20 protein-coding genes and 1 tRNA gene are annotated in these 21,891 nt (G+C 69.8%); 6 read left to right on the top strand and 15 right to left on the bottom strand.

What is annotated here, in order from left to right:
• Positions 1-410 precede the first annotated feature (410 nt).
• Entirely contained in the window at positions 411-1,160 is a 750-nt protein-coding gene (locus tag G3M57_RS11755) for a DUF7847 domain-containing protein (RefSeq protein ID WP_163230669.1), read from the top strand.
• On the opposite strand, the gene G3M57_RS11750 is transcribed toward G3M57_RS11755, so the two are convergent.
• The 7 genes from G3M57_RS11750 to G3M57_RS11720 all read right to left on the bottom strand — a co-directional run bounded on the left by G3M57_RS11750 (position 1,157) and on the right by G3M57_RS11720 (position 7,634).
• Positions 1,157-2,068, bottom strand: a complete 912-nt coding sequence (locus tag G3M57_RS11750; protein WP_163230667.1) for an RDD family protein — start codon at positions 2,066-2,068, stop codon at positions 1,157-1,159. The two genes, G3M57_RS11755 and G3M57_RS11750, sit on opposite strands and share 4 nt — an antisense overlap.
• Positions 2,065-3,063 carry a stage II sporulation protein M gene (locus tag G3M57_RS11745; protein ID WP_163230665.1) on the bottom strand — a complete coding sequence of 333 codons (999 nt, stop codon included), beginning with the start codon at positions 3,061-3,063 and terminating at the stop codon, positions 2,065-2,067. Before G3M57_RS11745 ends, G3M57_RS11750 begins: the two co-directional genes overlap by 4 nt.
• Positions 3,063-4,379, bottom strand: coding sequence for a DUF58 domain-containing protein (locus G3M57_RS11740; protein ID WP_230983698.1), 1,317 nt, complete (start codon positions 4,377-4,379; stop codon positions 3,063-3,065). The genes G3M57_RS11745 and G3M57_RS11740 overlap by 1 nt, the downstream gene beginning before the upstream one ends.
• Positions 4,380-4,414: 35 nt before the next feature.
• Positions 4,415-5,371, bottom strand: coding sequence for an AAA family ATPase (locus tag G3M57_RS11735; protein WP_056751369.1), 957 nt, complete (start codon positions 5,369-5,371; stop codon positions 4,415-4,417).
• Positions 5,358-6,662: a hypothetical protein gene (locus tag G3M57_RS11730; RefSeq protein ID WP_163230663.1), complete on the bottom strand. Its 1,305-nt coding sequence runs from the start codon at positions 6,660-6,662 to the stop codon at positions 5,358-5,360. The genes G3M57_RS11735 and G3M57_RS11730 overlap by 14 nt, the downstream gene beginning before the upstream one ends.
• A complete protein-coding gene (locus tag G3M57_RS11725) occupies positions 6,659-7,300 on the bottom strand; it encodes a DUF4129 domain-containing protein (RefSeq protein WP_208789672.1) in 642 nt (213 codons plus the stop codon). The genes G3M57_RS11730 and G3M57_RS11725 overlap by 4 nt, the downstream gene beginning before the upstream one ends.
• A gap of 259 nt (positions 7,301-7,559) precedes the next feature.
• Positions 7,560-7,634: transfer RNA gene (locus G3M57_RS11720), tRNA-Lys, on the bottom strand.
• Between the two features lie 126 nt (positions 7,635-7,760).
• On the opposite strand from G3M57_RS11720, the gene G3M57_RS11715 reads away from it, so the two are divergent.
• From G3M57_RS11715 to G3M57_RS11705, 3 genes are all read left to right on the top strand, one after another.
• Positions 7,761-8,516 (top strand): hypothetical protein, encoded by a 756-nt coding sequence (locus G3M57_RS11715; protein ID WP_056751377.1) that lies wholly within the window; start codon positions 7,761-7,763, stop codon positions 8,514-8,516.
• A gap of 50 nt (positions 8,517-8,566) precedes the next feature.
• The gene (locus tag G3M57_RS11710; RefSeq protein WP_163230659.1) at positions 8,567-9,907 is read left to right on the top strand and encodes a M1 family metallopeptidase; all 1,341 of its coding nucleotides are present in this window, start codon (positions 8,567-8,569) and stop codon (positions 9,905-9,907) included.
• 66 nt (positions 9,908-9,973) lie between these two features.
• On the top strand, positions 9,974-10,606 hold the full coding sequence (locus G3M57_RS11705) for a dihydrofolate reductase family protein (RefSeq protein ID WP_163230657.1): 633 nt from the start codon (positions 9,974-9,976) through the stop codon (positions 10,604-10,606).
• Between the two features lie 63 nt (positions 10,607-10,669).
• On the opposite strand, the gene tgt is transcribed toward G3M57_RS11705, so the two are convergent.
• Both tgt and queA read right to left on the bottom strand, forming a co-directional pair.
• Positions 10,670-11,785 (bottom strand): tRNA guanosine(34) transglycosylase Tgt, encoded by a 1,116-nt coding sequence (gene tgt / locus G3M57_RS11700; RefSeq protein ID WP_163230655.1) that lies wholly within the window; start codon positions 11,783-11,785, stop codon positions 10,670-10,672.
• Entirely contained in the window at positions 11,785-12,906 is a 1,122-nt protein-coding gene (gene queA, locus G3M57_RS11695; RefSeq protein ID WP_163230653.1) for a tRNA preQ1(34) S-adenosylmethionine ribosyltransferase-isomerase QueA, read from the bottom strand. The genes tgt and queA overlap by 1 nt, the downstream gene beginning before the upstream one ends.
• A 130-nt stretch (positions 12,907-13,036) precedes the next feature.
• Here queA and G3M57_RS11690 point away from each other — a divergent pair, with 130 nt between their 5' ends.
• Entirely contained in the window at positions 13,037-13,636 is a 600-nt protein-coding gene (locus tag G3M57_RS11690) for a hypothetical protein (protein WP_163230651.1), read from the top strand.
• A 40-nt stretch (positions 13,637-13,676) separates the two neighbouring features.
• The gene (locus G3M57_RS11685; protein WP_163230649.1) at positions 13,677-14,657 is read left to right on the top strand and encodes an endonuclease/exonuclease/phosphatase family protein; all 981 of its coding nucleotides are present in this window, start codon (positions 13,677-13,679) and stop codon (positions 14,655-14,657) included.
• 71 nt (positions 14,658-14,728) lie between these two features.
• Here G3M57_RS11685 and G3M57_RS11680 read toward each other — a convergent pair whose 3' ends face one another.
• From G3M57_RS11680 to gyrA, 6 genes are all read right to left on the bottom strand, one after another.
• Positions 14,729-15,196 (bottom strand): peptidylprolyl isomerase, encoded by a 468-nt coding sequence (locus G3M57_RS11680; protein ID WP_035077308.1) that lies wholly within the window; start codon positions 15,194-15,196, stop codon positions 14,729-14,731.
• Between the two features lie 114 nt (positions 15,197-15,310).
• Entirely contained in the window at positions 15,311-16,159 is an 849-nt protein-coding gene (locus G3M57_RS11675; protein WP_163230647.1) for a peptidylprolyl isomerase, read from the bottom strand.
• Positions 16,159-16,974: a peptidylprolyl isomerase gene (locus tag G3M57_RS11670; RefSeq protein ID WP_163230645.1), complete on the bottom strand. Its 816-nt coding sequence runs from the start codon at positions 16,972-16,974 to the stop codon at positions 16,159-16,161. Before G3M57_RS11670 ends, G3M57_RS11675 begins: the two co-directional genes overlap by 1 nt.
• Before the next feature lie 135 nt (positions 16,975-17,109).
• On the bottom strand, positions 17,110-18,339 hold the full coding sequence (locus G3M57_RS11665) for an Nramp family divalent metal transporter (RefSeq protein ID WP_208789671.1): 1,230 nt from the start codon (positions 18,337-18,339) through the stop codon (positions 17,110-17,112).
• A 216-nt stretch (positions 18,340-18,555) separates the two neighbouring features.
• Positions 18,556-19,044, bottom strand: a complete 489-nt coding sequence (gene coaD / locus G3M57_RS11660; protein ID WP_163230641.1) for a pantetheine-phosphate adenylyltransferase — start codon at positions 19,042-19,044, stop codon at positions 18,556-18,558.
• A gap of 48 nt (positions 19,045-19,092) precedes the next feature.
• On the bottom strand, positions 19,093-21,876 hold the full coding sequence (gyrA, locus tag G3M57_RS11655; protein ID WP_163230639.1) for a DNA gyrase subunit A: 2,784 nt from the start codon (positions 21,874-21,876) through the stop codon (positions 19,093-19,095).
• Positions 21,877-21,891: the final 15 nt, after the last annotated feature.

Genomic DNA, 21,891 nt, shown 5'->3' with positions numbered 1-21,891 from the left:
ATGGAGACCCCCGACGGGCAGGACGTTGGCTCCGTCCTGGACCGCCCGGGCGATTTCAGCCCGGGCCTGCTGGCCCTATCCGCCTATCCGGGCGCCGGAGTTTCGTCGCGACTGAGGCGAACCTGCTCCGAACCGACCTGGACGCTTCCGAAGAAGCACGGCGGACAAGGCCTTCCCGCTCGTCCACCCCTGAAAGCCGCATCGGTCGCCGTACGTGCGCCCTCCCCATGCTCTCAGGTGCAAGCATTATGGGACAGGCTGGAAACCCAAGGATCGGAAACCTGCGTTTTCCTCCAAGGCTTTGATCTTTTTCGATGTTGTTTCGATGATCGCGGGGATAGACGCGCGAACCATGGACACCGGGCTCGTCGCATGGCTGAATCGCGGCCTAGATCGGGGGCTTTCCAGACATGACCGACGCCGCAGTGCAAAGGGGCTTCGAAGCCGCGCGCGTGTTGAAGCACGCCACGACGATCTTCCGGCGCGACGCTTTCAAGATCCTGCTGTTTTCAGCGCTTTTCGTCGCTCTGCCCGACCTGGGCATGGACGCCCTGACCCGGGTCTTCAGCAGGCCGGAGACAGGCTACGCCGCCCCGAATACCTGGATCATGATCTTAGTCAGCCTGCTGGTGTCCATGCTCGGCTCGGTCACCTTGCAGGCCGCGATCTCTCGCAGCGCCCTGAGCAGGCTGGAAAGCCCCCACACGGCCGGCGCCGCGCCGTTCGGCGGCGCCCGCGACTACCTGACCCTGCTGGCGCTCGGCGTCGTCACCAGCTTGGGAATCCTGGGAGGATTCGTCCTGCTGGTCATTCCCGGCGTCATCCTTTCCTTGGCGTGGATCGTGGTGGTTCCGGCCATGGTGACCGAACGCCTGGGCGTATGGGACGCGATCCGACGCAGCAACAGGCTGACGGGTGAGCGGCGCGGCGCGATCTTCGGACTGTCGCTGGCGGTCGGCGTGGTCTGGTTTGTCTTTGCCTGGCTTATCCAACTCGCCGCCAGCGCGGTCGGAAACCCTGTTGTCGACGCCATCGCGGAACCGGCGATGCAGGCCCTGTTAAGCATCGTCAACGCGCTCCTCGCCGTCTCGATCTATTACGAACTGCGCTGGAGCAAGGAAGGCACGCCGACGGATCGCCTGGTCGAAGTCTTCGCCTAGCTCTTGTCGAACTTGTCCTTGCGGCGCTTGCCCAGCAGCAGCCGCGACTCCAGCCGGCCGCGCAGGCCGGCGTAGTAGGCCGCCAGGAAGTCGCCGTTCGACTCGTCGGGCGCGGCGTTCCAGCCGATCTTTAGGCGGATGCGGGCGGCGACCAGGGCGATGGTCTTGGTCTCGTAGCGGCGCAGCACGTCCTCCAGCACGTGCAGTTCCTTGACCCCGTAGGCGTCCAGCTGGGCCATGGTGAACCGGAAGCGTTCCACGGCCGGCCGCGAGGTCTCCACCAGGTCGGGCGCCAGCTTGCGGGTCGGGGCCTTGACCACCCAGGTGCCGGCCACCAGGTCCCCCACCCGCAGGCGATCGCGATTGAACAGCGGGAACAGCAGGAAGACCGCGCACCACAAAAGACCCGCCAGGCTGATCCAGGCCCCCACCTGGTCGCCCTGCACGGCCAGGAAGCTGAGAGGCAGGTACAGCTCGATCTCTCGCATGGCGTTGCGGGCGAAGATGGCGTCGGCGGTCAGCCGGCCGCCGTTGCGGGCCGCCACGCGCAGGCCCATGGCCCGCTTGCCCGGCGTGGCCGCGCCCGGGGTCAGCTCGAACAGCACGAAATAGAGGTTGCGCAGCACGAAGAAGACCAGCACCGCCACCGTGCCGATCACCTCCCCGCCCTTGCCCTTCGAACCGATCATCGCCAGGCCCGCCAGCAGGGCGAAGGCGATCAGCGCCGCCACCATGATCAGCAGGTCGATCAGCAGGGCGGCGGCGCGCTCGCCCGCGTCGCCCAGGCGCAGCTTCAGGTCGACGCCCTCCGGCGTGACCAGCGAGCGGGCCTGGCGATCGTCGCCGGCCGTGGGGTCGCCGATCGCCACCGCCGTGGCGGCCTTGGTTTTCTTCCGAGTCGCCTTCATCCGACGACGCTCCGGCGGCGGGGCAGATAGAGATAGGCCGGCCAGGCGACCAGGGTGACCAGGCCGATCCCGTAGCGGGCGAAGTCGTTCTGGATCACCTGCCGCCCGACGCCCTCCAGGATGCCGGCGCAGAACAGCATGACCACCACCCCGCCCATCAGGGTGGCCGATTGCCGTCCCGCCTGGGCCATGGCCGCCGGCCGGCTGAGGTCGCCCGGGAAGGCCAGGGTCCAGCCGATGCGCAGACCCGCCGCCCCGGCCAGGATCACCGCCGAGATCTCGGTCACCCCATGGATCGCCAGCCAGCCGCCGGCCTCGAAGGCCAGGCCCTTCATGCCGAACGCCGCCAGAAAGGCCCCCAGCATCGCGCCGTTGTAGGCCATCAGCATCGAGGTCGGCAGGCAGAAGGCGAACCCCAGGGCGAAGGCGAAGATCGCCACGCCGGAATTGTGGGTGAACAGGAAGGCGGCGAACACCGACAGGCCCTTGTGCTCGCCTTGGTCGTAGAGCGTGGCGCGCATGGCCTCGACCGACGCCGTCGGCCCGCGCCCGCCCGCCAGGTCGCCCGGCACGAAGGCGCTGAACCAGTCGGGGTCGTGCAGGGTCAGGAAATAGGCCGCCAGCACCCCGACCAGGGTCAGCAGGAAGCTGGCCAGGGTCTCGCGCCACAGCGCCTTGGCGGCGTCCGGCCAGGCATGGCCGAAGAAGCCGCCCAGCCGCTCCAGGAAGTTGGACCGCGTGCCGTAGACCAGGAAATAGGCCCGGGTGCTGAGGCTCTCCAGATAGTCGACCAGCCCCTGGTCCAGAGAGGTGGCGCGGGCCACCGACAGCGAAGACAGCGCCTGGCGGTACAGCACCGGCAAGGCCAGCAGCTCTTCGTCGCTGAGCGCCTTGGCCGAGCCCTTGCCGACCTTGGTCAGCAGCCTCTCCAGCCGCCGCCAGTCGGCCTCGCGCTCGGCCCGGAAACGGTAGCTCTTCAGGTGCAGCTCGGCCATCAGAGCAGGTCCCGGCGCTTGAGGTCCAGATAGCTCGCCAGCAGGGCCGGCCCGATCTGGTCGGCCGGCGCCTCGACGATCTCCACGCCCATGCGGCGCAGACGGGTCACCACCACGTCGCGCTCGCGCAGCAGCGAGGCGGCGACCACGGCGCGCGAGACGTCGTCGGCGCTCTCGGGGGCCTTGCGCTCGATCGCCTCCAGCTCCTCGTCGCGCATCATCACGAACAGCACCAGGTGCTGACGCAACAGGCGGCCGACGTTCTCGAGCATCAGCTCGGCGCTGGTGGAGTCGGCGATGTCGGTGAACACCACGATCAGCGAGCGCCGCGACAGCTGGCCCGACAGCTGGGTCAGGCCCAGGGTGTAGTTGGTCTCCTCGGTCGAATAGTCGATCTTCGAGGCCAGGCGCTGCAGGGCGCCGAAGGCGTTGGGGCCCGAGGTGACGCCGCTGGAGACGTTGGGCCGGGCGTCGAAGCCGAACAGCCCGACCTTGTCGCCCATCTTCAGGCCCACATAGGCCAGCAGCAGGGTGGCGTTCAGGGCGTGGTCCAGGCGCGGCCGGCCCAGCAGCGACTGGCTCATCAGCCGGCCCGTGTCGATGGCCGCGACGATGTGGTGGTTGCGCTCGACGTGGAACTCCTTGGCCAGCAGAGCGCCGTGACGGGCCGACTGCTTCCAGTCGATGGCCCGGCGGTTCATGCCGGGTCGGAAATCGGTCAGGGCGTGGAAGTCGCTGCCGCCGCCCAGGTCGAGCTGCAGGCGATGGCCGACCGACGGGTCGCGCGAGAACAGCCGGAGGGCCTCCTCCTTGACGGCGGCGATGTCCAGCGTGACCGGGATCACCTTGTCCAGGGCGTCGTCGCGCTGCTTCCAGGTCAGGCCCAGCGGGCCCCGCCAGCGGGCCGAGACGCGGTGCACCCTGCCCTCGCCGCGCCGAACCGCGGTCAAGGTCAGCGGCAGGACGGCCTGGCGCTCGCGGGTGCGGGCCCGGCCATGGGCCGGCTCGGCCGCCAGCCGATCGTCCAGGTCGATGGCGAACTCCACGCTGCCCGGGGCCACGCCACGCGGGAACGACGCCTGCAACAGGGCCGGCTGGATCGCGCCGCTGGCCATCGAGCCCGGCGCGGTCAGGGTCAGTTGCATCCGGCGGCGGCCGGGCGCCAGCAGGGCGTCGACGAACAGCAGGGCCGCGACCAGGGCGATCCAGGCTGGCCCCACCAGCCACAGCCGCGCCGAGACGAGCGCCGCCGCCAGGGCCAGGGGCGCGCCCAGGACCATCAGGAAGATCGTTCTCGCCGTCGGATAGATCCGCACGCCCCGCCCCTAGCCGATCCGGCTCGCGACCGGGCTCATCGCGGGGCCTCGACCTGGTCGACCAGGCCGCGCACCACGTCGTCGACCTTGCGGCCCTCGATCTCGGCGGCCGGCGACAGGATCACCCGGTGGCGCAGGGCCGGCAGGGCCAGGGCCTTGACGTCGTCGGGGATCACGTAGTCGCGACCTTCCAGGGCCGCGCGGGCCCGGGACGCCACGGCCAGCATGGCCGCGCAGCGCGGCGAGGCTCCGCCCGACAGCTCGCCTGTGTCGCGGGTGGCCCGCACCACGCCGACGATGTAGCGGACGATGTCGTCGGTCAGGCGCACGGACGCCACGGCGGCCACGGCCTCGCCGATCGTGGCGGTGTCGCCGGCCGCCTCGACACCGAACGCTTCCGGCGAGGGCTGGCCCGTGCGGCCGCCGTGGCTGGCGACGATGGCGGTCTCCTCGGCCAGGCTGGGATAGGCCAGCACGTGCTTGAACAGGAAGCGGTCCAGCTGGGCTTCGGGCAGCGGATAGGTGCCCTGCTGCTCCAGCGGGTTCTGGGTGGCCACCACCATGAAGCGGTCGCTGAGCGCGTGGCGCTCGCCGTCCAGGGTGACATTGCGCTCCTGCATGGCTTCCAGCAGGGCGGCCTGGGTCTTGGGCGGGGTGCGGTTGATCTCGTCGGCCAGCAGCAGCTCGCAGAAGATCGGCCCCTTGACCAGGGTGAAGGCGCTGGTCTGGAAGTTGAACAGGTTGGCGCCCAGGATGTCGCCCGGCATCAGGTCGGGCGTGAACTGGATGCGGCCGAACTGCAGGTTCACCGCCTGGGCGAAGCACTGGGCCAGGAAGGTCTTGGCCGTGCCGGGCGGGCCTTCCAGCAGCACGTGGCCGCCGGCGAACAGGGCCGTCAGCATCAGGTCGATGGTGTCGTTCTGGCCCACCACGGCCTTGGCCGTCTGGGCGCGGATCCTGCCGGCGAGCGCCTGCACCTCAGCGACGTTCACGGGTCATCTCCAGTCTCCACTGATGCCATCGGACGGCGACCTTCATCAGGTCGCCCAAGGAACGGACCGTCCGGGTTTCTTCGTCCAGGGCCGAGGCGCTATCGGCCGCGCCGAAGCGCTGGCCCTGGCGGTCCAGGAAATCGATCAAGGCCTGGCCCTCCAGGCGCTGGCCGCCGCGCCCCGCGCCGCCCAGGGCCCGGACGGCGGCGGCGCGCTGCAGCTCGGCGTAGCGCGGGGCCAGGGCCGGCTCGCGGCGGGCCATGCGGATCAGGCCGGCGGAATTGTCGATCAGGGCCTCCTTGCCCAGCGCCAGCGCCCGCTCGCCCCGCCGCATGGCGCGGAACCGGGCGGCGGCGTGCAGACCCATCAGCAGGGCCGCGGCCACCAGGCACAGGGTCGCCCCGACGAACGGGGCCTCGAAGGCCAGCTTCAGGAGGCTCTGCGACCGCGCGAAGCCGTTCAGCGTGGCGTCGAAGGCGATGGTCCGGCCCGTGTCGCGTCGATAGATGCCGGACCGGTCGTCGCGCAACACCCGCAGGATCTCGACGCCGGCGCGGGCCGTCCGGACGTCCTTCAGGCCCATGGTGTTCAGGAGATCGGGATCGGCCAGGACATAGGTTTCGGTCGGCGCGCGGCGCGCCAGGACCATCCTCCCCTTGCCGTCGACCAGCACCGGCGTCAGGCCTGGACCGGACAAGGTCTGCAGGTTGCGGACGGGGCCGGTCTCCAGCACCAGCCCCTCGGCCAGTCCGCCCGGAGCGCCGGCCAGCCTCTGCGACGCGGTCGCCTTGTCGATCGTGGTCGAGGCCTTGGGAATCCCGATGGCCTTGAGCAGCCCGGCCAGGTCCTTGGGCTCCACGGGCTCCAGGCCGCCCACCCAGCCCGGATGACGCGGATCCAGCCCGCCCGTCCATTTGGGAAGCACCACCAGGGTGCGGGACGACAGCTGGGCCGCCTTGACGTAGGCGTCCCGCGACAGGCTGGATTCCGGCGTGAAGATGATCAGGGCGGGTTCTTCGCGCCGAAGGTCGCGACGGCTGACGATCACCGGCTCGTTCAGGTTCCGCAGCAGGCGCACCATGCCGCCATAACCCACCGCCGACTTCGACAGCGCGTGGGCCCGGCCGTTGTCGCCCGACTGCAGATCCGGCGCGTAGGTCGACAGCACCACGAAGGCCGAAAAGCCGAAGACCCCGGCCATGATCATGCCCAGCACGACCTTGGGCGAGAACAGCCCCTTGTCCCCGTCGCCAGGCATGGCCGTGGCCGGCTCGGCCTGCGCGTCGCTCATCGCCAGGCCTCGTTGAAGGCGAAGCCCTCATAGGCCTGGCGGCAGGCGGCGAATTCGTCGGCGTCCACCGGCCGCCCGCCGAAGAAGCTGCGCTCCACCACCCGGGCGATCTGGCTGAAGGTGCGGCGCACGCGCTCGGGCACGCCGTCCAGCTGGGCGATGTCTCGGCTGGTCAGGGCCGGCTTGATCAGGTCCGGCCGCTTGCCCTCGATGTCCTCGATGCTGCGGAACAGGATCAGGTGCACCGCCTCGGCGAAGCGGCCGGCGGCGGCCAGCCGGTCGGCGTCCTCCAGCAGCGTCCGCGCCTTGGCGGCGCTGGGCCGCCAGGCCTCGTCGCCCAGGACCGGGCCCTTGTGCGGCTTGAGGGACGGCCAGCGCGTGGCGATCAGTTCGCGCCCCAGGAAATACAGGATGACCGCCGCCCCCAGGATCAGGCAGCCCCAGAACACGTAGGTCAGGTAGGGCGCCGCGGCCCCCAGGGCCTTGCCGACGGCCAGCAGCCAGTCGGGGACATCCGGCGGCTTGGGCGCGGCGGTCGGCTGGAACTGCAGGTCCTTGCCGCGCAACAGGGCGTCGTGGGCGCGCGCGAAAGCGTCCGACGCGCCGTCGAAACCCGGCGACGCCGCGTTGCGATCCACACCAGCCCCCGCCGCCAAACGCCGACTCCGTCTTGCCCCGACGACACTGCTAGACGATTCAACTTTCAGTGTCGCCTACAACTCGCGCGCCGCCTGCGCCAACCGTCGCCCCCTCCTCCTGCCCCCGGAGAATCGATTCGACGGGGCGACTCGAACGAAACAGCCCAGGCGATCTCTCCAGCCTTCGTCCGGGCGCACGGCGAGCCTCGACCCGAACCGCCGAAGCGGTGGGTTTTGGTCAATCATTTCAAAGAAGGTTTGGTGGGCCGGCTGGGATTCGAACCCAGGACCATTCGATTAAAAGTCGAATGCTCTACCACTGAGCTACCGGCCCGCATCGACACGGCGGGAGGCCGGTGGAAGCGGCGCGGACCATAGTCGGGGGCCGCCCGACCCGCAAGCATGCTTTCGTGCGCGGAGGGAGATGACGAACGCCGCATCCTGGCGTTAGGTTGGCCGCATGCGCAGTCTGGTGCTTCTCGCGATCGTCGTTCCCCTGCTGGCCGCCTGCGCGTCCAAGTCGGAGCCCCCGCCGCAGAAGATCCAGACGACCTCGGACGCCAACAAGGACGGCATCACCGGGGCGGCCGGGGCGCCGCTGCGCGACATGAACCTGCTGCGCACCAAGATCCCGCCGGTCCTGCTGGAGGCGATGGCCGATCCCTATGCCCGCCCGCCGGGCAAGAAGATCAGCTGCGATATCCTGATCTCGATGGTCGCCCCGCTGGACCTGGCCCTGGGCGAGGACGTCGACCGCCGTCCGCCCGAGGACGACGAGGACCTGATGGACCGCGGCAAGCGGATGGCCGGCTCGGCGGCGTTCGGCGCCATGGCCAGCGCCGCCCAGGACCTGATCCCGATGCGCGGCTGGGTCCGCAAGCTCAGCGGCGCCGAAAAGCACGACAAGCTGGTGCAGAGCGCCATGGCCTCCGGCGCGATCCGCCGGGCCTATCTGAAGGGGCTGGGCGAGGCGCGCGGCTGCGATCCGCCGGCCACGCCCCAGCACCTGGCCAAGCCCGCCGCGCCGATCGTCGAAAAGCGCTTCCCCTGGCAGAAGGACGAGCCCGGGGCCGAGACCCCGGTCGTCGAGACGCCCGCGGCCGATACGCCGGTCAACGCCCCGGCGGCCGACGCGCCTGCCGCCGACGCACCGCCCGAGCAACCGGCGCCTCCGCCGGCCAAGAAGAAGAAAAAGCCTTTCTACAAGGTCTGGTAGCCGGCGTGCCTGACGTCGCCGGGTCGTCGAGCGGCCGCGTTGCATCCGCCATGAAGGGAGCCGAAGTGCGCCTGACCAGCATCGCGGCCGCGGTCGCGGCATCTCTGCTCGTGAGCCCGACCCTGGCCGCCGCAGACCCCGGCGAGGGGTTCGACGTCACGCGCTACGACCTGGCGCTGACGCCGAACATCCAGGACAGGACGGTGGCCGGGCGCGAGGTGATCACGCTGCGCGCGACCGCCGATCGGCTCCAGCGACTCAGCTTCTCGAGCAATGCGCTGAGCATCGACACCGCGACCATCGACGGCGTCCGGGTGGTCGTCCGTTCCCAGGCCGACGGCCTTCACCTCGACCTGGCCAAGCCGCTGGCGCGAGGGCGCAGCGTCAAGCTGGAGCTGACCTATCACGGCCGACCGGCGCGCGGCCTGTCCAGCTCGGCGACCGCGCTCTACACCAGCTATTTCGCCTGCGACTGGATGGTGTGCGTACAGGATCGGTTCGGCGACAAGGCGGCGTTCTCGCTGGCGCTGCACGTGCCGGCCGGCCTGGACACGCTCTCGGTCGGCCGCAGGGTCGCCCGGCGGACGGCGCCGGACGGGGGTGAGGTCCACCGGTGGGCGGCGCCCCGGCCCTATTCGGCCTATCTGTTCGGCTTCGCGGTCGGCCGGTTCGCCCGCGCCGACGACCGCGTCGGCCCAGCCAGGCTCTCCTACCTCGGCGAGACGGCCGACGCGGCCGAGCTGAAACGGCGGTTCGCCGAGACGGGCCCCATGGTCCGGTTCCTCTCCGACAAGGCTGGCGTCCCCCTCCCGGTCTCCGAATACAGCCAGCTCCTGGTGCAGGGGCGCGAAGCGCAGGAAGCGGCGACCTATGCCGTGCTGGGCGTCGACGCGCTGGCGACGAAAGCGGACGACCCCGCCGAGGACTGGGCCATCGCCCACGAACTGGCCCACCAATGGTGGGGCAATCTCGTCACCTGCGCGACGCTCCAGGACTTCTGGCTCAACGAGGGCGTCACGACCTTCATGACCGCCGCCTGGAAGGAGCACCGGTACGGGCGCGCCGCCTACGAGGCCGAACTGGCCGTCGCGAGGAGCCGGCTGGACAAGGCGCGGGCGGCGGGCTTCGACAAGCCTCTGGCCTGGGAAGGGACCTATCCCACCCTGGCGACCCGACGGGCGGTCCAGTACAGCAAGGGCGCGCTTTTCATGGATCATCTGCGCACCGTGCTGGGCGAAGACGCCTTCTGGGCCGGCCTGCGGCGCTACACCCGCGCGCACGCCGGCGGCGTCGTCACCAGCCTCGACTTCCAGAGGGCGATGGAAGCCTCCAGCGGCCGCGACTTGCGGCCGGTGTTTTCGGAATGGGTGTTTGGCGCCGCTGAAAAATGATCGCCCGCTGTCGGGAGTCGTCGATCTGGTCCGTCCTCGCATCGAGACCAGCAAGAGGAGGACGCCATGAGAGACCTGATCCTGAAGATGGCCATGTCGGTCGACGGTTTCGTGAGCGACCTGGAGGGCGTGAACCGATGGATGTTCGGCGCCGACCAGGAGGCCAAGGCCTGGGGCGTGGACTATATCTGGGACGCCAGCCTGCACATCATGGGCAGCCGCAGCTTCCAGGCCATGGCCCCGTATTGGCAAACCTCCGCCGACCCGTTCGCCGCGCCGATGAACCAGATCCCCAAGGCCGTCTTCTCCCGCCAGGGGCCGGCGATCCTGGAGACCGCGACCACGACGGCCGCGCTCGACGCCGCCCGCGCCCGCGCGGGGGCCGAGCAATCCGTGGCGCTGCAGCCCAACGCGGAGACCTGGGCCCAGGCCTATGTGGCGAGCGGCGACCTGGCGGAGGAGATCGCGGCGTTGAAGGCCCAGGACGGCAAGCCGATCATCGCCCACGGCGGCGCCAGCTTTGCGCGCAGCCTCGTCGCCCAGGGGCTGGTCGACCAGTTCGCCTTGATCGTCGCCCCGGTGGCGCTGGGCAAGGGCCTGCCGCTGTTCTCGGACCTGGCTGCGCCCAGGCCCCTCAAGCTGGTCAGCTCGAAGGCCTTCCCGGGCGGCGCGGTGGCGCAAATCTACCGGCCGGCCTGACCGCTAGATATTTTCGCATCGCCTCTGCGGAAAACCGGCGTCCGCTTTTTCCGCGCGACGCCCCTAGCCGCCCTGCTGGCGCGCGGCGAAGTCCCGCCGGAACTGCTCGAACCGGCCCTCGGCGATCGCCGTCCGCATGGCCGCCGTCAGGGCCTGGAAGAAGGCGATGTTGTGCCAGGACAGCAGCACCTGGCCGAGGATCTCCTCGGCCTTGAACAGGTGGCGCAGATAGGCCTTGGAATAGTCGCGGCTGGCCGGGCAGTCGCTGGCCTCGTCCAGCGGGTCTTCGTCCTCGGCGTAGCGGGCGTTCTTGATATTGATCGCCCCGTCCCAGGTCCAGGCCTGGCCGTGGCGGCCTGAGCGGGTGGGCAGCACGCAGTCGAACATGTCGACGCCGCGCCAGACCGCCTCGACCAGGTCGATCGGCTTGCCCACGCCCATCAGGTAGCGCGGCCGGTCGGCCGGCAGCATGGCGGGCGCGTAGTCCAGCACCTCGCACATGGCCGCGTGGCCCTCGCCGACGGCAAGCCCGCCCAGGGCGTAACCGTCGAAGCCGATCTCCTGCAGGCGCTCCGACGACTCCTGGCGCAGGTCGCGGAAGGTCGAGCCCTGCTGGATGCCGAACAGGGCCTGGGCATCCCGCGTGCCGAACGCGGCCTTCGAGCGCTTGCCCCAGCGGGCCGACAGTTCCATGCCCTGGCGCGCCCTGGCCTCCTCGGCCGGCCAGGCCACGCACTCGTCCAGTTGCATGACGATGTCGCTGCCCAGCAGGTCGGCCTGGATCTCCATCGACCGCTCGGGGCTCAGCACGTGCTTGGAGCCGTCGATGTGGCTGGAGAAGGTGACGGCCTCCTCGGTGACCTTGCTGATCCCCGACAGGCTCATCACCTGGAAGCCGCCGCTGTCGGTCAGGATCGGCCGGTCCCAGCGCATGAACTTGTGCAGTCCGCCCAGGCGCTTCACCCGCTCGGCGCCGGGCCGCAGCATCAGGTGGTAGGTGTTGCCCAGGATGATGTCCGCGCCGGTGGCCTTGACCTGATCGACGGTCATCGCCTTGACCGTCGCCGCCGTGCCCACCGGCATGAAGGCCGGGGTGCGGATGTCGCCGCGAGGCGTCCTCAGCACCCCGGTCCGCGCCGCGCCGTCAGTGGCGGAGATCTCGAAGGGAAAGGCGGCCATCAGGTCTGCTCAGGATCGGCGCGGAACAGCAGGCTGCCGTCGCCATAGGAATAGAAGCGATAGCCGGTGGCGATCGCGTGTTCATAGGCCGCCTTCATCGTCGCCTGGCCGGCGAAGGCGCTGACCAGCATGAACAGGGTCGATTTGGGCAGGTGGAAGTTGGTCATCAGCACGTCGGCGGCGCGGAAGCGGTAGCCGGGGGTGATGAAGATCGCGGTCTCGTCGGCGAACGGCTTGATCACGCCATCCTCGCCCGTGGCGCTTTCCAGCAGCCGCAGGCTGGTGGTGCCGACGCAGACGATGCGGCCGCCGGCGGCGCGGACGGCGTTCAGGGCGTCGGCGACCGCGGCGGGCACCTCGCCGAACTCGGCGTGCATCCGGTGTTCGGCGATCACGTCGGTCTTGACCGGCAGGAAGGTGCCCGCGCCGACGTGCAGGGTGACGAAGTGCAGGGACACACCCCGCGCCTTCAACCGTTCCATCAGGTCGGGGGTGAAGTGCAGGCCGGCGGTCGGGGCGGCCACCGAGCCGTCCTCGCGGGCGTAGACGGTCTGGTAGTCGGCCCGGTCGCGATCGTCCTCGGCGCGCTTGGCGGCGATATACGGCGGCAGCGGCATCTCGCCGTGGGCGGCCACCGCCAGGTCCAGGTCGACGCCGGCGAAGTCGAAGGCCAGCTCGATCTCGCCGCCTTCGTGCTTGGCGACCACGGTGGCGTCCAGCAGGCCGGCCAGGCAGGCCCTGTCCCCTCCCCCCTTGGCGGCGTCGTGACCGAAGGCGATGCGGTCGCCCGCCTTCAGCCGCTTGCCCGGCCGCATGAAGGCGATCCAGCGGTCTGGGGCGACCCGTCGGTGCAGGGTGGCCTCGACCGCCACCGGCGAGCCGTCGCCGCCGCCGGTCTCCCGCGCCGCCCGGCGGCCCATCAGCCGGGCCGGGATCACGCGGGTGTCATTGAACACCAGGGCGTCGCCGGGCCGCAGGAAGTCGGGCAGGTCGCGCACGACCCGGTCTTCCAGCCCCTCGCCCGGCTTGACCACCAGCAGCCGCGCGGAATCCCGCGGCTCGGCCGGCCGCAGGGCGATCGCCTCGTCGGGCAGGTGGAAATCGAAGTCGGACAGGCGCATGGGGCGGCTTCAAGGCCACGACGGGACGTCGAGGTCAAGCGCCGAGGCGCGACGGGCCCAGCCAAGCTTCGATGGACAAACCGCCGCATCGGTCGCCATCCTGCCTTTCCAGGCCTGAAACGGAGGAGCCATGAGCACCATCGACCGTCGCCTGCCGGCCCTGCTGGCCTGCTTGGCCGTCGCCGCCTGCAAGCCGGCGACCGAGGTCAAGACGGCCGAAGCCGCGCCCGCACCGTCGACCGCCCCGGCCGCCGCTCCGCCCGCGCCGGTGACCTTCTCTCACGACCCGAAGCTCGACAGCCAAGGCGTCTACCTCACCGACGCCGTCGTACAGTCCGGCGACCTGAAACTGGCCTCGCTGGACATCGGCCAGGCCGACGATTTCGCCGATTGGGAAGCCGGCAAGCGCCCGGCGGCCTATGCGCCGATCTTCATGGCCTTCGACGACGTCGCCAGCCCGACGGCGGAGAACGAACTGGGCCAGACGGGTCGCACGGTGTCGATCCGGGTGATGCCGACCGCCTATCGCGTCGACGCCCGGGAGGTCAGCTTCCATGGCGTCGATCCGGACCTTGGCCAGGTGACCTTCACCGGCGCCTTCGACCTTCAGGCGCTGAAGTCCGCCAAGGCCGCCGGCCCCGGCGAACCGAAGCCCGTCCTGACCGGCGTGCTGCAGGTCGGCGAGCATCAATTCCGCAACATCGTCTTCCAGTACTTCGGCGGCGACTAGCCTGGGGCGAACGTCGCGCCGGCGTGCTAAGGGCCAGCGGATGCGGCTGATCCTCCATCTCACCAACCTGTTCCTGCGCGGCACGGCGCTGATGCTGTGCCTGGTCGGCGCGGTCGCCGGCGTTGCCTGCCTGGGGGGCGCGTTCAGCGACTGGCTGGACGTCCTGACCCACGCCGCCCCGCTGTGGATGGTCTGCAGCGTCCTGGGCCTGATCCTGGCCGTCCTGGCCTCGCGCGACGATGAGCGTCGGGCGCTGGTGGCCGTCGCCGCCTTGGGGATCGCCGCCCTGCTCGTGCTGATGGGGCCCGAGCTGCTGTCGACGCTCCGACCGGCCGAGGCGCCGGGCAAGGGCGCGGCCACGCTGAAGCTGATCCAGTTCAATCTGTGGGCCGAGAACGACGCCCCGCCGGAAACCGCGGCCTGGATCCTGAAGCAGAACGCCGACGTGGTGATCACCGAGGAATCCGGCGGCAACGCCTGGCGGGTCCTGCGCGCGCTGAAGAAGGCCTATCCGTACAGCACCACGTGCCACGCCAAATACGGCTGCGACACCCGGATCCATAGCCGGTGGCCGATCGTCGACGAGCACGATTTCTATGGAGACGGCGAAAGCCTGGTCGCGACGCAGGCGACGCTGCGCCACCCCGGCGGCGACGTCACCGTAGTGGGGACCCACTTCGTCTGGCCGGTCCCGGCCGGCCGCTGGCAGGCGCAAAGCCGCCTGCTGGCGAAAAAGGTCGCGCCCTTCGCGAAGGACAGCCTGATCGTGACCGGCGACTTCAACGCCACGCCCTGGTCGTGGGGCCTGCGCCGGCAGGACAGGGCCTTGGGCCTGGAGCGCCGCACCCGCGCCCTGGCCAGCTGGCCGACCGGCCAGTTCATCCGCATCGCCAAGGCCCCGTTCCCCGTCCTGCCGATCGACCAGGTCTATGCCGGCAAGGCGTGGGAGACGGTGAAGGTCGAGCGCGGCCCAAGCCTGGGGTCGGATCATCGGCCGGTGGTGGCGACCCTCGCCCGCTGAGGCCGGCCGGCGAGCGCCCAGCAAAAAGGCCCCGGTCTCCCGGGGCCTTTTCCGTTCCGAAAGCGCGGCGCTCAGGCGTCGGCGGCGATCTTGGCGCTGAGGATCTTGCCCGGGTTGCGCGGCGGCTCGCCGGTCGGCAGGGAATCGACGTTCTCCATGCCTTCGACCACCTGGCCCCAGACGGTGTACTGGTTGTCCAGGAAGGTGGCGTCGTCGAACACGATGAAGAACTGGCTGTTGGCCGAGTTCGGATCGGGGGTGCGGGCCATCGAGCAGACGCCGCGCACGTGCGGCTCCTTGGAGAACTCGGCCTTGATGTCCGGCTTGGCCGAACCGCCGCGGCCGGTGCCGGTCGGGTCGCCGCCCTGGGCCATGAAACCCGGGATCACGCGGTGGAAGACGACGCCGTCATAGAAGCCTTCGCGGACCAGTTCCTTGATGCGGTCCACGTGCCCAGGGGCCAGGTCGGGACGCATCTTGATCGTGACCGGGCCGGTCTCAAGCGTCAGGATCAGGGTGTTTTCGAGGTCGGCCGACATGGTCATCCCTTGAGGATTGGAGGAGTCGCAAGGCTTCTAGCCCGCTTTCGGCAAGCGGGAAACCGCCCGGTTGAATCCCGAACGCGGATCAATTGCTACGGCCCAGCCTGCGGCCTAACGAACATCGACCGCCAGATCGAGGTCGCAGACCGAGAAATCCGCCCCACGGGCCGCGCGCTTGCGGGCGATCTCGGCCTTGAACCAGGGGCTGGCGGGATCGACGACCCGCACCGTCGGGCGCTCGGCCGGCGGGATGTCGGCCAGCAGCCGCACCTTGATCATCCGGTCCTGCGGCTTCTCGACCGGCTCGCCGGTCTTGATGGCCCGCACCACGTCCAGCCCGACCAGAACCCGGCCGAAGGCGGTGTAGCGCTTGTCCAGCGACGGATAGGGCTGGCGCATCAGGAAGAACTGGCTGTTGGCGGAATCGACGGCCTCGTCCCGGGCCTCGCCGACCACGCCGGGGCAGTAGGTCCCCCAGGCCGAGACCTTCTTGTCCGAGGTGACCTCGGCCCAGCTCCACGCCTGGCTGACGACCGGCAGCGACTTGAGCAGGCCCACCTCGGTCCCGGCCGGGGCGGCGGCGGCCACGAACGGCGTGGCGGCGTCGCGGCGGAAGGTGAACTCGGCCTTCAGGTTGGGCTTCTTCGTGCCGCCCTCGCCGGTGTCGTCCGGATCGCCGGTCTGGGCCATGAAGCGGTCGATCACCCGGAAGAAGGTGCGGCCGTCATAGACCCCTTCGCGGGTCAGCTCCTGGAAACGCGCCACGTGGCCGGGGGCGACCTCGGGGATCAGCTCCAGGATCACCCGGCCCTTGTTGGTGTCGATCACCACCACGTCCTGCGCCGCCGGCGTCCGCCAGTCGGCGGCCTTGGGCGGCGCGATCTTCGGCGCGGCCTGGGTGGCGCCCACCGCGACGAGGCTCGAGAGAACGGCGACCGCGGCGACCGACGGGCGGATCATCACTTCACCTTCACCGGCACGTCGACGTCGCACGGCCCGAACGCCCCGCCCATCTCGGCCCGCTTCTTGGCGACCAGCGCCGCGAAGGCCGCCGAACGGGTGTCCATCACCTGGATGGACGGGCGCTGGGCGGCGGGCATGTCGGACAGCACGCGGACGGTCAGCATCTTGTCCTGCGGGTCGGGGACGGGTTCGCCGGTCTTGATCGCGCGGATGGCCTCGATGCCGGTCAGGGCGCGGCCGAACGGGGTGTAGGTCTTTTCCAGCGACGCATAGTGCTGGCGCATGAAGAAGAACTGGCTGTTGGCGCTGTCGGGGTCGCCGGCCCGGGCCATGCCCAGCACGCCGGGACAGAAGGCGCCCCAGGCGGCCACCTTGCCGTCGGCGGTCATGGCCGCCAGGGCGCTGTTCTGGCTGTAGACCGGCAGGGAGCCGACGAAGCCCATCTCGACCGTTCCGGCCTTGCCCGCTGGGACATAGCCGGGGCCGCGACGGAACAGGAACTCGGCCGCCAGATTGGGCTGGTCGGAGCCGCCGGTGCCGTCGTTCTTGGGGTCGCCGGTCTGGGCCATGAAGCTGTCGATCACCCGGAAAAAGGTCAGGCCGTCATAGAAGTGGGCCTTGGCCAGGTCGCGCACCCGCGCCACGTGGTTCGGCGCCGTCTCGGGCGACAGCTCCACGATGATCCGGCCCTTGTTGGTGTCCACCACCAGGATGTTCTCGGGGTCGGGCGTCCGCCAGTCGGAGGCCTGCTGGGCGCTGGCGGCCGAGGCCGCGGTAAGCGCCAGGACGGCGGCGATGGACGCAAGCTTCATGGAGATCCCCGATAGAACTGACCCGACGGCGTAGAACGCCGCCGCGCGGACGACAAGTGGCCGCGCGTTACAGCCGAAGATTCCGGCGAGTTTGGGGTCGCTGATCCCGGACCCACCCCGGAATCTCCGACCGCGCTACAGCACCCAGGTCCCCACCAGGAACAAGGTCGCGGCGAAGGTGACGATCGCCGTGCCGCCGGCCAGAAGGTTCGTGCCCGGTCCATTGACCTTGTCGCCCATCATGCGGCGATCATTGGTCATGATCAGCATGAGGACCAGCAGGGGCGGCACGGAAAATCCCTGCACGATCCCCGACCAGACCAGCATCTTCATGGGATTGAAGCCCAAGGTGTTCAGGCCGACGGCCACGACGGTCACGCCCGCGATGGTCCCGTAGAACAGCCCGGCGTCCCTGGGCTTGTCGTGCAGGCTCCCCTGCCGACCGAAGCTCTGCACGAGGTCGTAGGCCGCGCCGGTGGTCATGATCGGTACGGCCAGGAAGCCGACCCCGACCACCCCGGCGATGAACAGCAGGCCGGCCAGGTCGCCCGCCAGCGGCCGAAGCGCCTCCGCGGCGTGGGCGGCGCTCTCGATCTCGGTCCTTCCCGCCGCGTGCAGCGTCGCGCCGGTCGACAGGATGACGAAGTAGAGGATCAGATTGGAGAACAGCATCCCGATCAGCACGTCGCGCCGCGTGCGGCGAAGTTCGGTGCGACTGGCCCCGCGGCGCTGCCACCAATGGCGGCGCCCGACGGCGATCTCCTCCTCGACCTCCTGGTTGGACTGCCAAGTGTAGATGTAGGCCGACAGCGAGGTGCCGATGCAGGCGACGACCAGCGACAGGAACTGGGCGTCCAACTGGATCCTGGGCGTGAGCGTGGCGCGCAGCACCTCCCGCAGGTCGGGCTTGGTCATGACGGCGGCGATCACGTAGGCCAACAGCGCCAGGGCCAGCCAACGGAAGACCTTGCGCAACAGGGCGTAGGAGCCGAACCACTGGAACGCGAACACCACCATCGCCGCCAGGGCGACGATCACCGGGATGGGCAGCGGAACGTGGAGGTTCAGCGCCGCCGCCACGCCGCCCAGGTCAGCGGCCGCCTCGATGACGTTGCCGACCACGCCGCCCACCAGCATCGGATAGAGCACCCAACGCGGGAACCTGTCGCGGATCGCGTCGAAAAGGCCTTTGCCGTAGACCTGCCCCAGCTTGGACGACAGGTACACGACCGCGTACATCATCGGCAGCAGGACGGGCGCGACCCACAGGAACGCCAGCCCGTACTTGGCGCCGGCGCTGGCATAGGTGCCGATCGCGGACGGGTCGTCGTCCGCCGCGCCGGTGATCACGCCCGAACCGACCATCCGGAAAAGACTCGTGGGCGGCTTGGAGCTCGCGTGACGCTCCCTGGCCTCCAACGGTTCCCGGATCGGTTCGCCCATGCATCGCACCCGCGGCGCGACGCGCGCCTCGGCCTGGAACCCACTCTGGTCGTTCGGGTTCACTGCACTGCTGTTTGACACGCGCGGCGGCCGGGCTCCGCCGGTCGCCGGTGAGGCTGGCCTCGGGGCGTTGGGTCCCTACTTCGCCAGCTTGCCCAGCAACTGCTCGGCCACGCCCGGCGGCACGAACTTGTGGACGTCGCCGCCTAGGGCCGCGATCTCCTTGACCAGGCGCGAGGCGATGGCCTGGTGGCGCGGGTCGGCCATCAGGAACACGGTCTCGATCTCGCGGTCGAGCTGCTGGTTCATGGCCGTCATCTGGAATTCGTATTCGAAGTCGGCCACGGCCCGCAGGCCGCGTACGATCATCTGGGCGCCGACCTCGCGAGCGAAATGCATCAGCAGGCTGTCGAACGGCCGAACCTCGATCTCAGCGATCTGGGTCAGGTGGGCCGTCTCGCGGCGCACGATCTCGACCCGTTCGTCCAGCGAGAACAGCGGCCCCTTGCCGATGTTCACCGCCACCCCGATCACCAGCTTGTCGACCAGCTTGACAGCCCGGCCGATGATGTCGAGGTGGCCGTTGGTGACCGGGTCGAAGGTGCCCGGGTAGAGACCGATCCGCATGCTTTTCCCTCACCCGGCCTGAGCCCGCTGGCCCCTTGACGGGAACGCTTACGAGGTCTCGTCCGCCCCGTTTTCGTCGCCCGTGGTGTCGTCGCTCGAAGTGTCGTCCCCGCCGGTTTCGGCGAGGCGCTCGACGCTGACGACATGTTCGTCGGCGGCGGTGCGGAAGATGGTTACGCCTTGAGTATTCCGCGCCGCAACACGAATTTGCGAGACCGGCACCCGGATCATCTGGCCGGCGTCGGTGACCAGCAGGATCTGGTCGCCCTCCTCGATCGGGAACGAGCCCACCAGCTTGCCGCCACGCTTGCTGAGGTCCTGGGCGGTCAGGCCCTGGCCGCCACGGCCGGTCCGGCGGTAGTCATAGGCGCTGGTGCGCTTGCCGAAGCCTTCCGACGACACGGTCAGCAGGATCTCTTCGGCCGCGCCCAGCTCGGCGATGCGCTCGGGCGTCAAGCTGGCCTCGCCGCCCTCTTCCTCGCCCTCTTCCGGCGCGGCCGGAGCCTCGTCGCCTTCCTCGCCCAGGGCCCGGGCCAGGGCCCGCTGGTGCTTGAGGTAGGCCGCGCGCTCGGCCGGGGTGGCGTCGACATTGCGCAGCACGCTCATCGAGATGACGCTGTCGCCTTCCGCCAGGCGCACGCCGCGCACGCCGGTGGAGTCGCGGCTGGCGAACACCCGCACCTCGTCGGCCGAGAAGCGGATGCAGCGGCCCGAGGCGGTGTTGAGCAGGATGTCCTTGCTGCTGTCGCAGACGGCGACGCCGACGATGCCGTCGCCTTCGTCAAGCTTCATGGCGATCTTGCCGTTGCGGCGCACGTCCACGAAGTCCGACAGCTTGTTGCGGCGCACGCTGCCCGAGCGGGTGGCGAACATCACGTCCAGGCTGTTCCAGGTGGCCTCGTCCTCCGGCAGGGCCAGGATCGAGGTGATGGTCTCGCCCGGCTCGATCGGCAGCAGGTTGACGAACGCCTTGCCGCGGCTGTTGGCGACGCCCAGCGGCAGGCGCCAGACCTTCATCTTGTAGACCTTGCCGCCCGAGGTGAAGAACAGCAACGGGGCGTGGGTCGAGGCCGAGAACACGCGGGTGACGGCGTCCTCGTTCTTGGTGGCCATGCCGGCCTTGCCCTTGCCGCCCCGGTGCTGGGTGCGATAGGCGGCCAGCGGCGTGCGCTTGACGTAGCCGCCCAGGGTGACGGTGATGACCATCTCCTCGCGGACGATCAGGTCTTCGTCTTCCATGTCGGCGTCGCCGTCGACGATCTGGCAGCGGCGGGGAATGGCGAACTTGTCGCGCACCTCGACCAGTTCCTCGCGGACCACGGCCATGATGTTGGCGCGGTCCGACAGCAGGTCGAGATAGCTCTTGATGGCCTCGGCCAGGGTGGCGGCCTCGTTGCCGATCTCGTCGCGGCCCAGGCCGGTCAGGCGCGACAGGGTCAGGGCCAGGATGGCGCGGGCCTGCTCGTCGGTCAGGCGGATCAGCCCGCCCTCTTCCTGCACGGTGCGCGGGTCGGCGATCAGCTCGACCAGCGGCAGCATGTCGCCGGCCGGCCACGACTTGGCCACCAGCCGCTCGCGGGCCTCGGTCGGGTCCTTGGACGAGCGGATGATATGGATGAACTCGTCGATATTGGCCACGGCGATGGTCAGGCCGACCAGGACGTGGCCGCGGTCGCGCGCCTTGCCCAGCTCGAACTTGGTCCGCCGCACCACCACTTCCTCGCGGAAGGCGACGAACAGCTCGATCAGCTGGCGCAGGCCCATCTGCTCGGGGCGGCCGCGGTTCAGGGCCAGCATGTTGACGCCGAACGAGCTTTGCAGCGCCGTGAAGCGGTAGAGCTGGTTGAGGATCACCTCGCCCGAGGCGTCGCGCTTCAGTTCGACCACGATGCGCATGCCGTCGCGGTTGGACTCGTCGCGGATGTCGGAGATGCCCTCGATCCGCTTGTCGCGGACCATTTCGGCGATGTACTCGACCAGGTTGGCCTTGTTCACCTGATAGGGGATGGCCGTGATGACGATGGCCTCGCGGCCGGTGCGGATCTCTTCCACCGTGGCCAGGCCGCGCATGACCACCGAGCCGCGCCCGGTCAGCAGCGCCTGGCGCGGACCGGCCCGGCCGATGATCTCGCCGCCGGTCGGGAAGTCCGGCCCCGGCACCAGGTCCAGCAGCTGGTCGGTGGTGACGTCGGGCTGGTCGATCACCAGCAGGCAGGCGTCGATCACCTCGCCCAGATTGTGCGGCGGGATGTTGGTGGCCATGCCGACGGCGATGCCGCCGGCGCCGTTGACCAGCAGGTTGGGAATCCGCGACGGCAGGACGACGGGTTCCTGCTCCTTGCCGTCGTAATTGTCCTGGAAGTCGACCGTGTCCTTGTCCAGGTCGGCCAGCAGCGACATGGCCGGCGGGGCCATGCGGCACTCGGTGTAGCGCATGGCCGCGGGCATGTCGCCGTCGACCGAGCCGAAGTTGCCCTGGCCGTCGATCAGCACCAGCCCCATCGAGAACGACTGGGTCATCCGCACCAGGGTGAAGTAGATCGAGGCGTCGCCGTGCGGGTGGTACTTACCCATCACGTCGCCGACCACGCGGGCCGACTTGACGTAGGGCCGCTCGGGCGTCTGGCCCTGCTCGTGCATCGAGAACAGCACCCGCCGGTGCACCGGCTTGAGACCGTCGCGGGCGTCCGGCAGCGCGCGGCTGACGATCACGCTCATCGCATAGTCGAGATACGAGCGGCGCAGCTCGTCCTCGATATTGATGGGGGTGACGTCCCCGCGGGCGCCCGGCGAGGCCGGGGACCCGGGGATGGTGTTTTGATCGTCGCTCAAGGGAATTTTTCGCCG

This window comes from Caulobacter rhizosphaerae, from assembly GCF_010977555.1.
In the GTDB taxonomy this organism is placed as follows: Bacteria; Pseudomonadota; Alphaproteobacteria; order Caulobacterales; family Caulobacteraceae; genus Caulobacter; species Caulobacter rhizosphaerae.
Note: the sequence above shows the minus strand (reverse complement) of the source record. Positions and strands in the feature narration are given on the sequence as shown.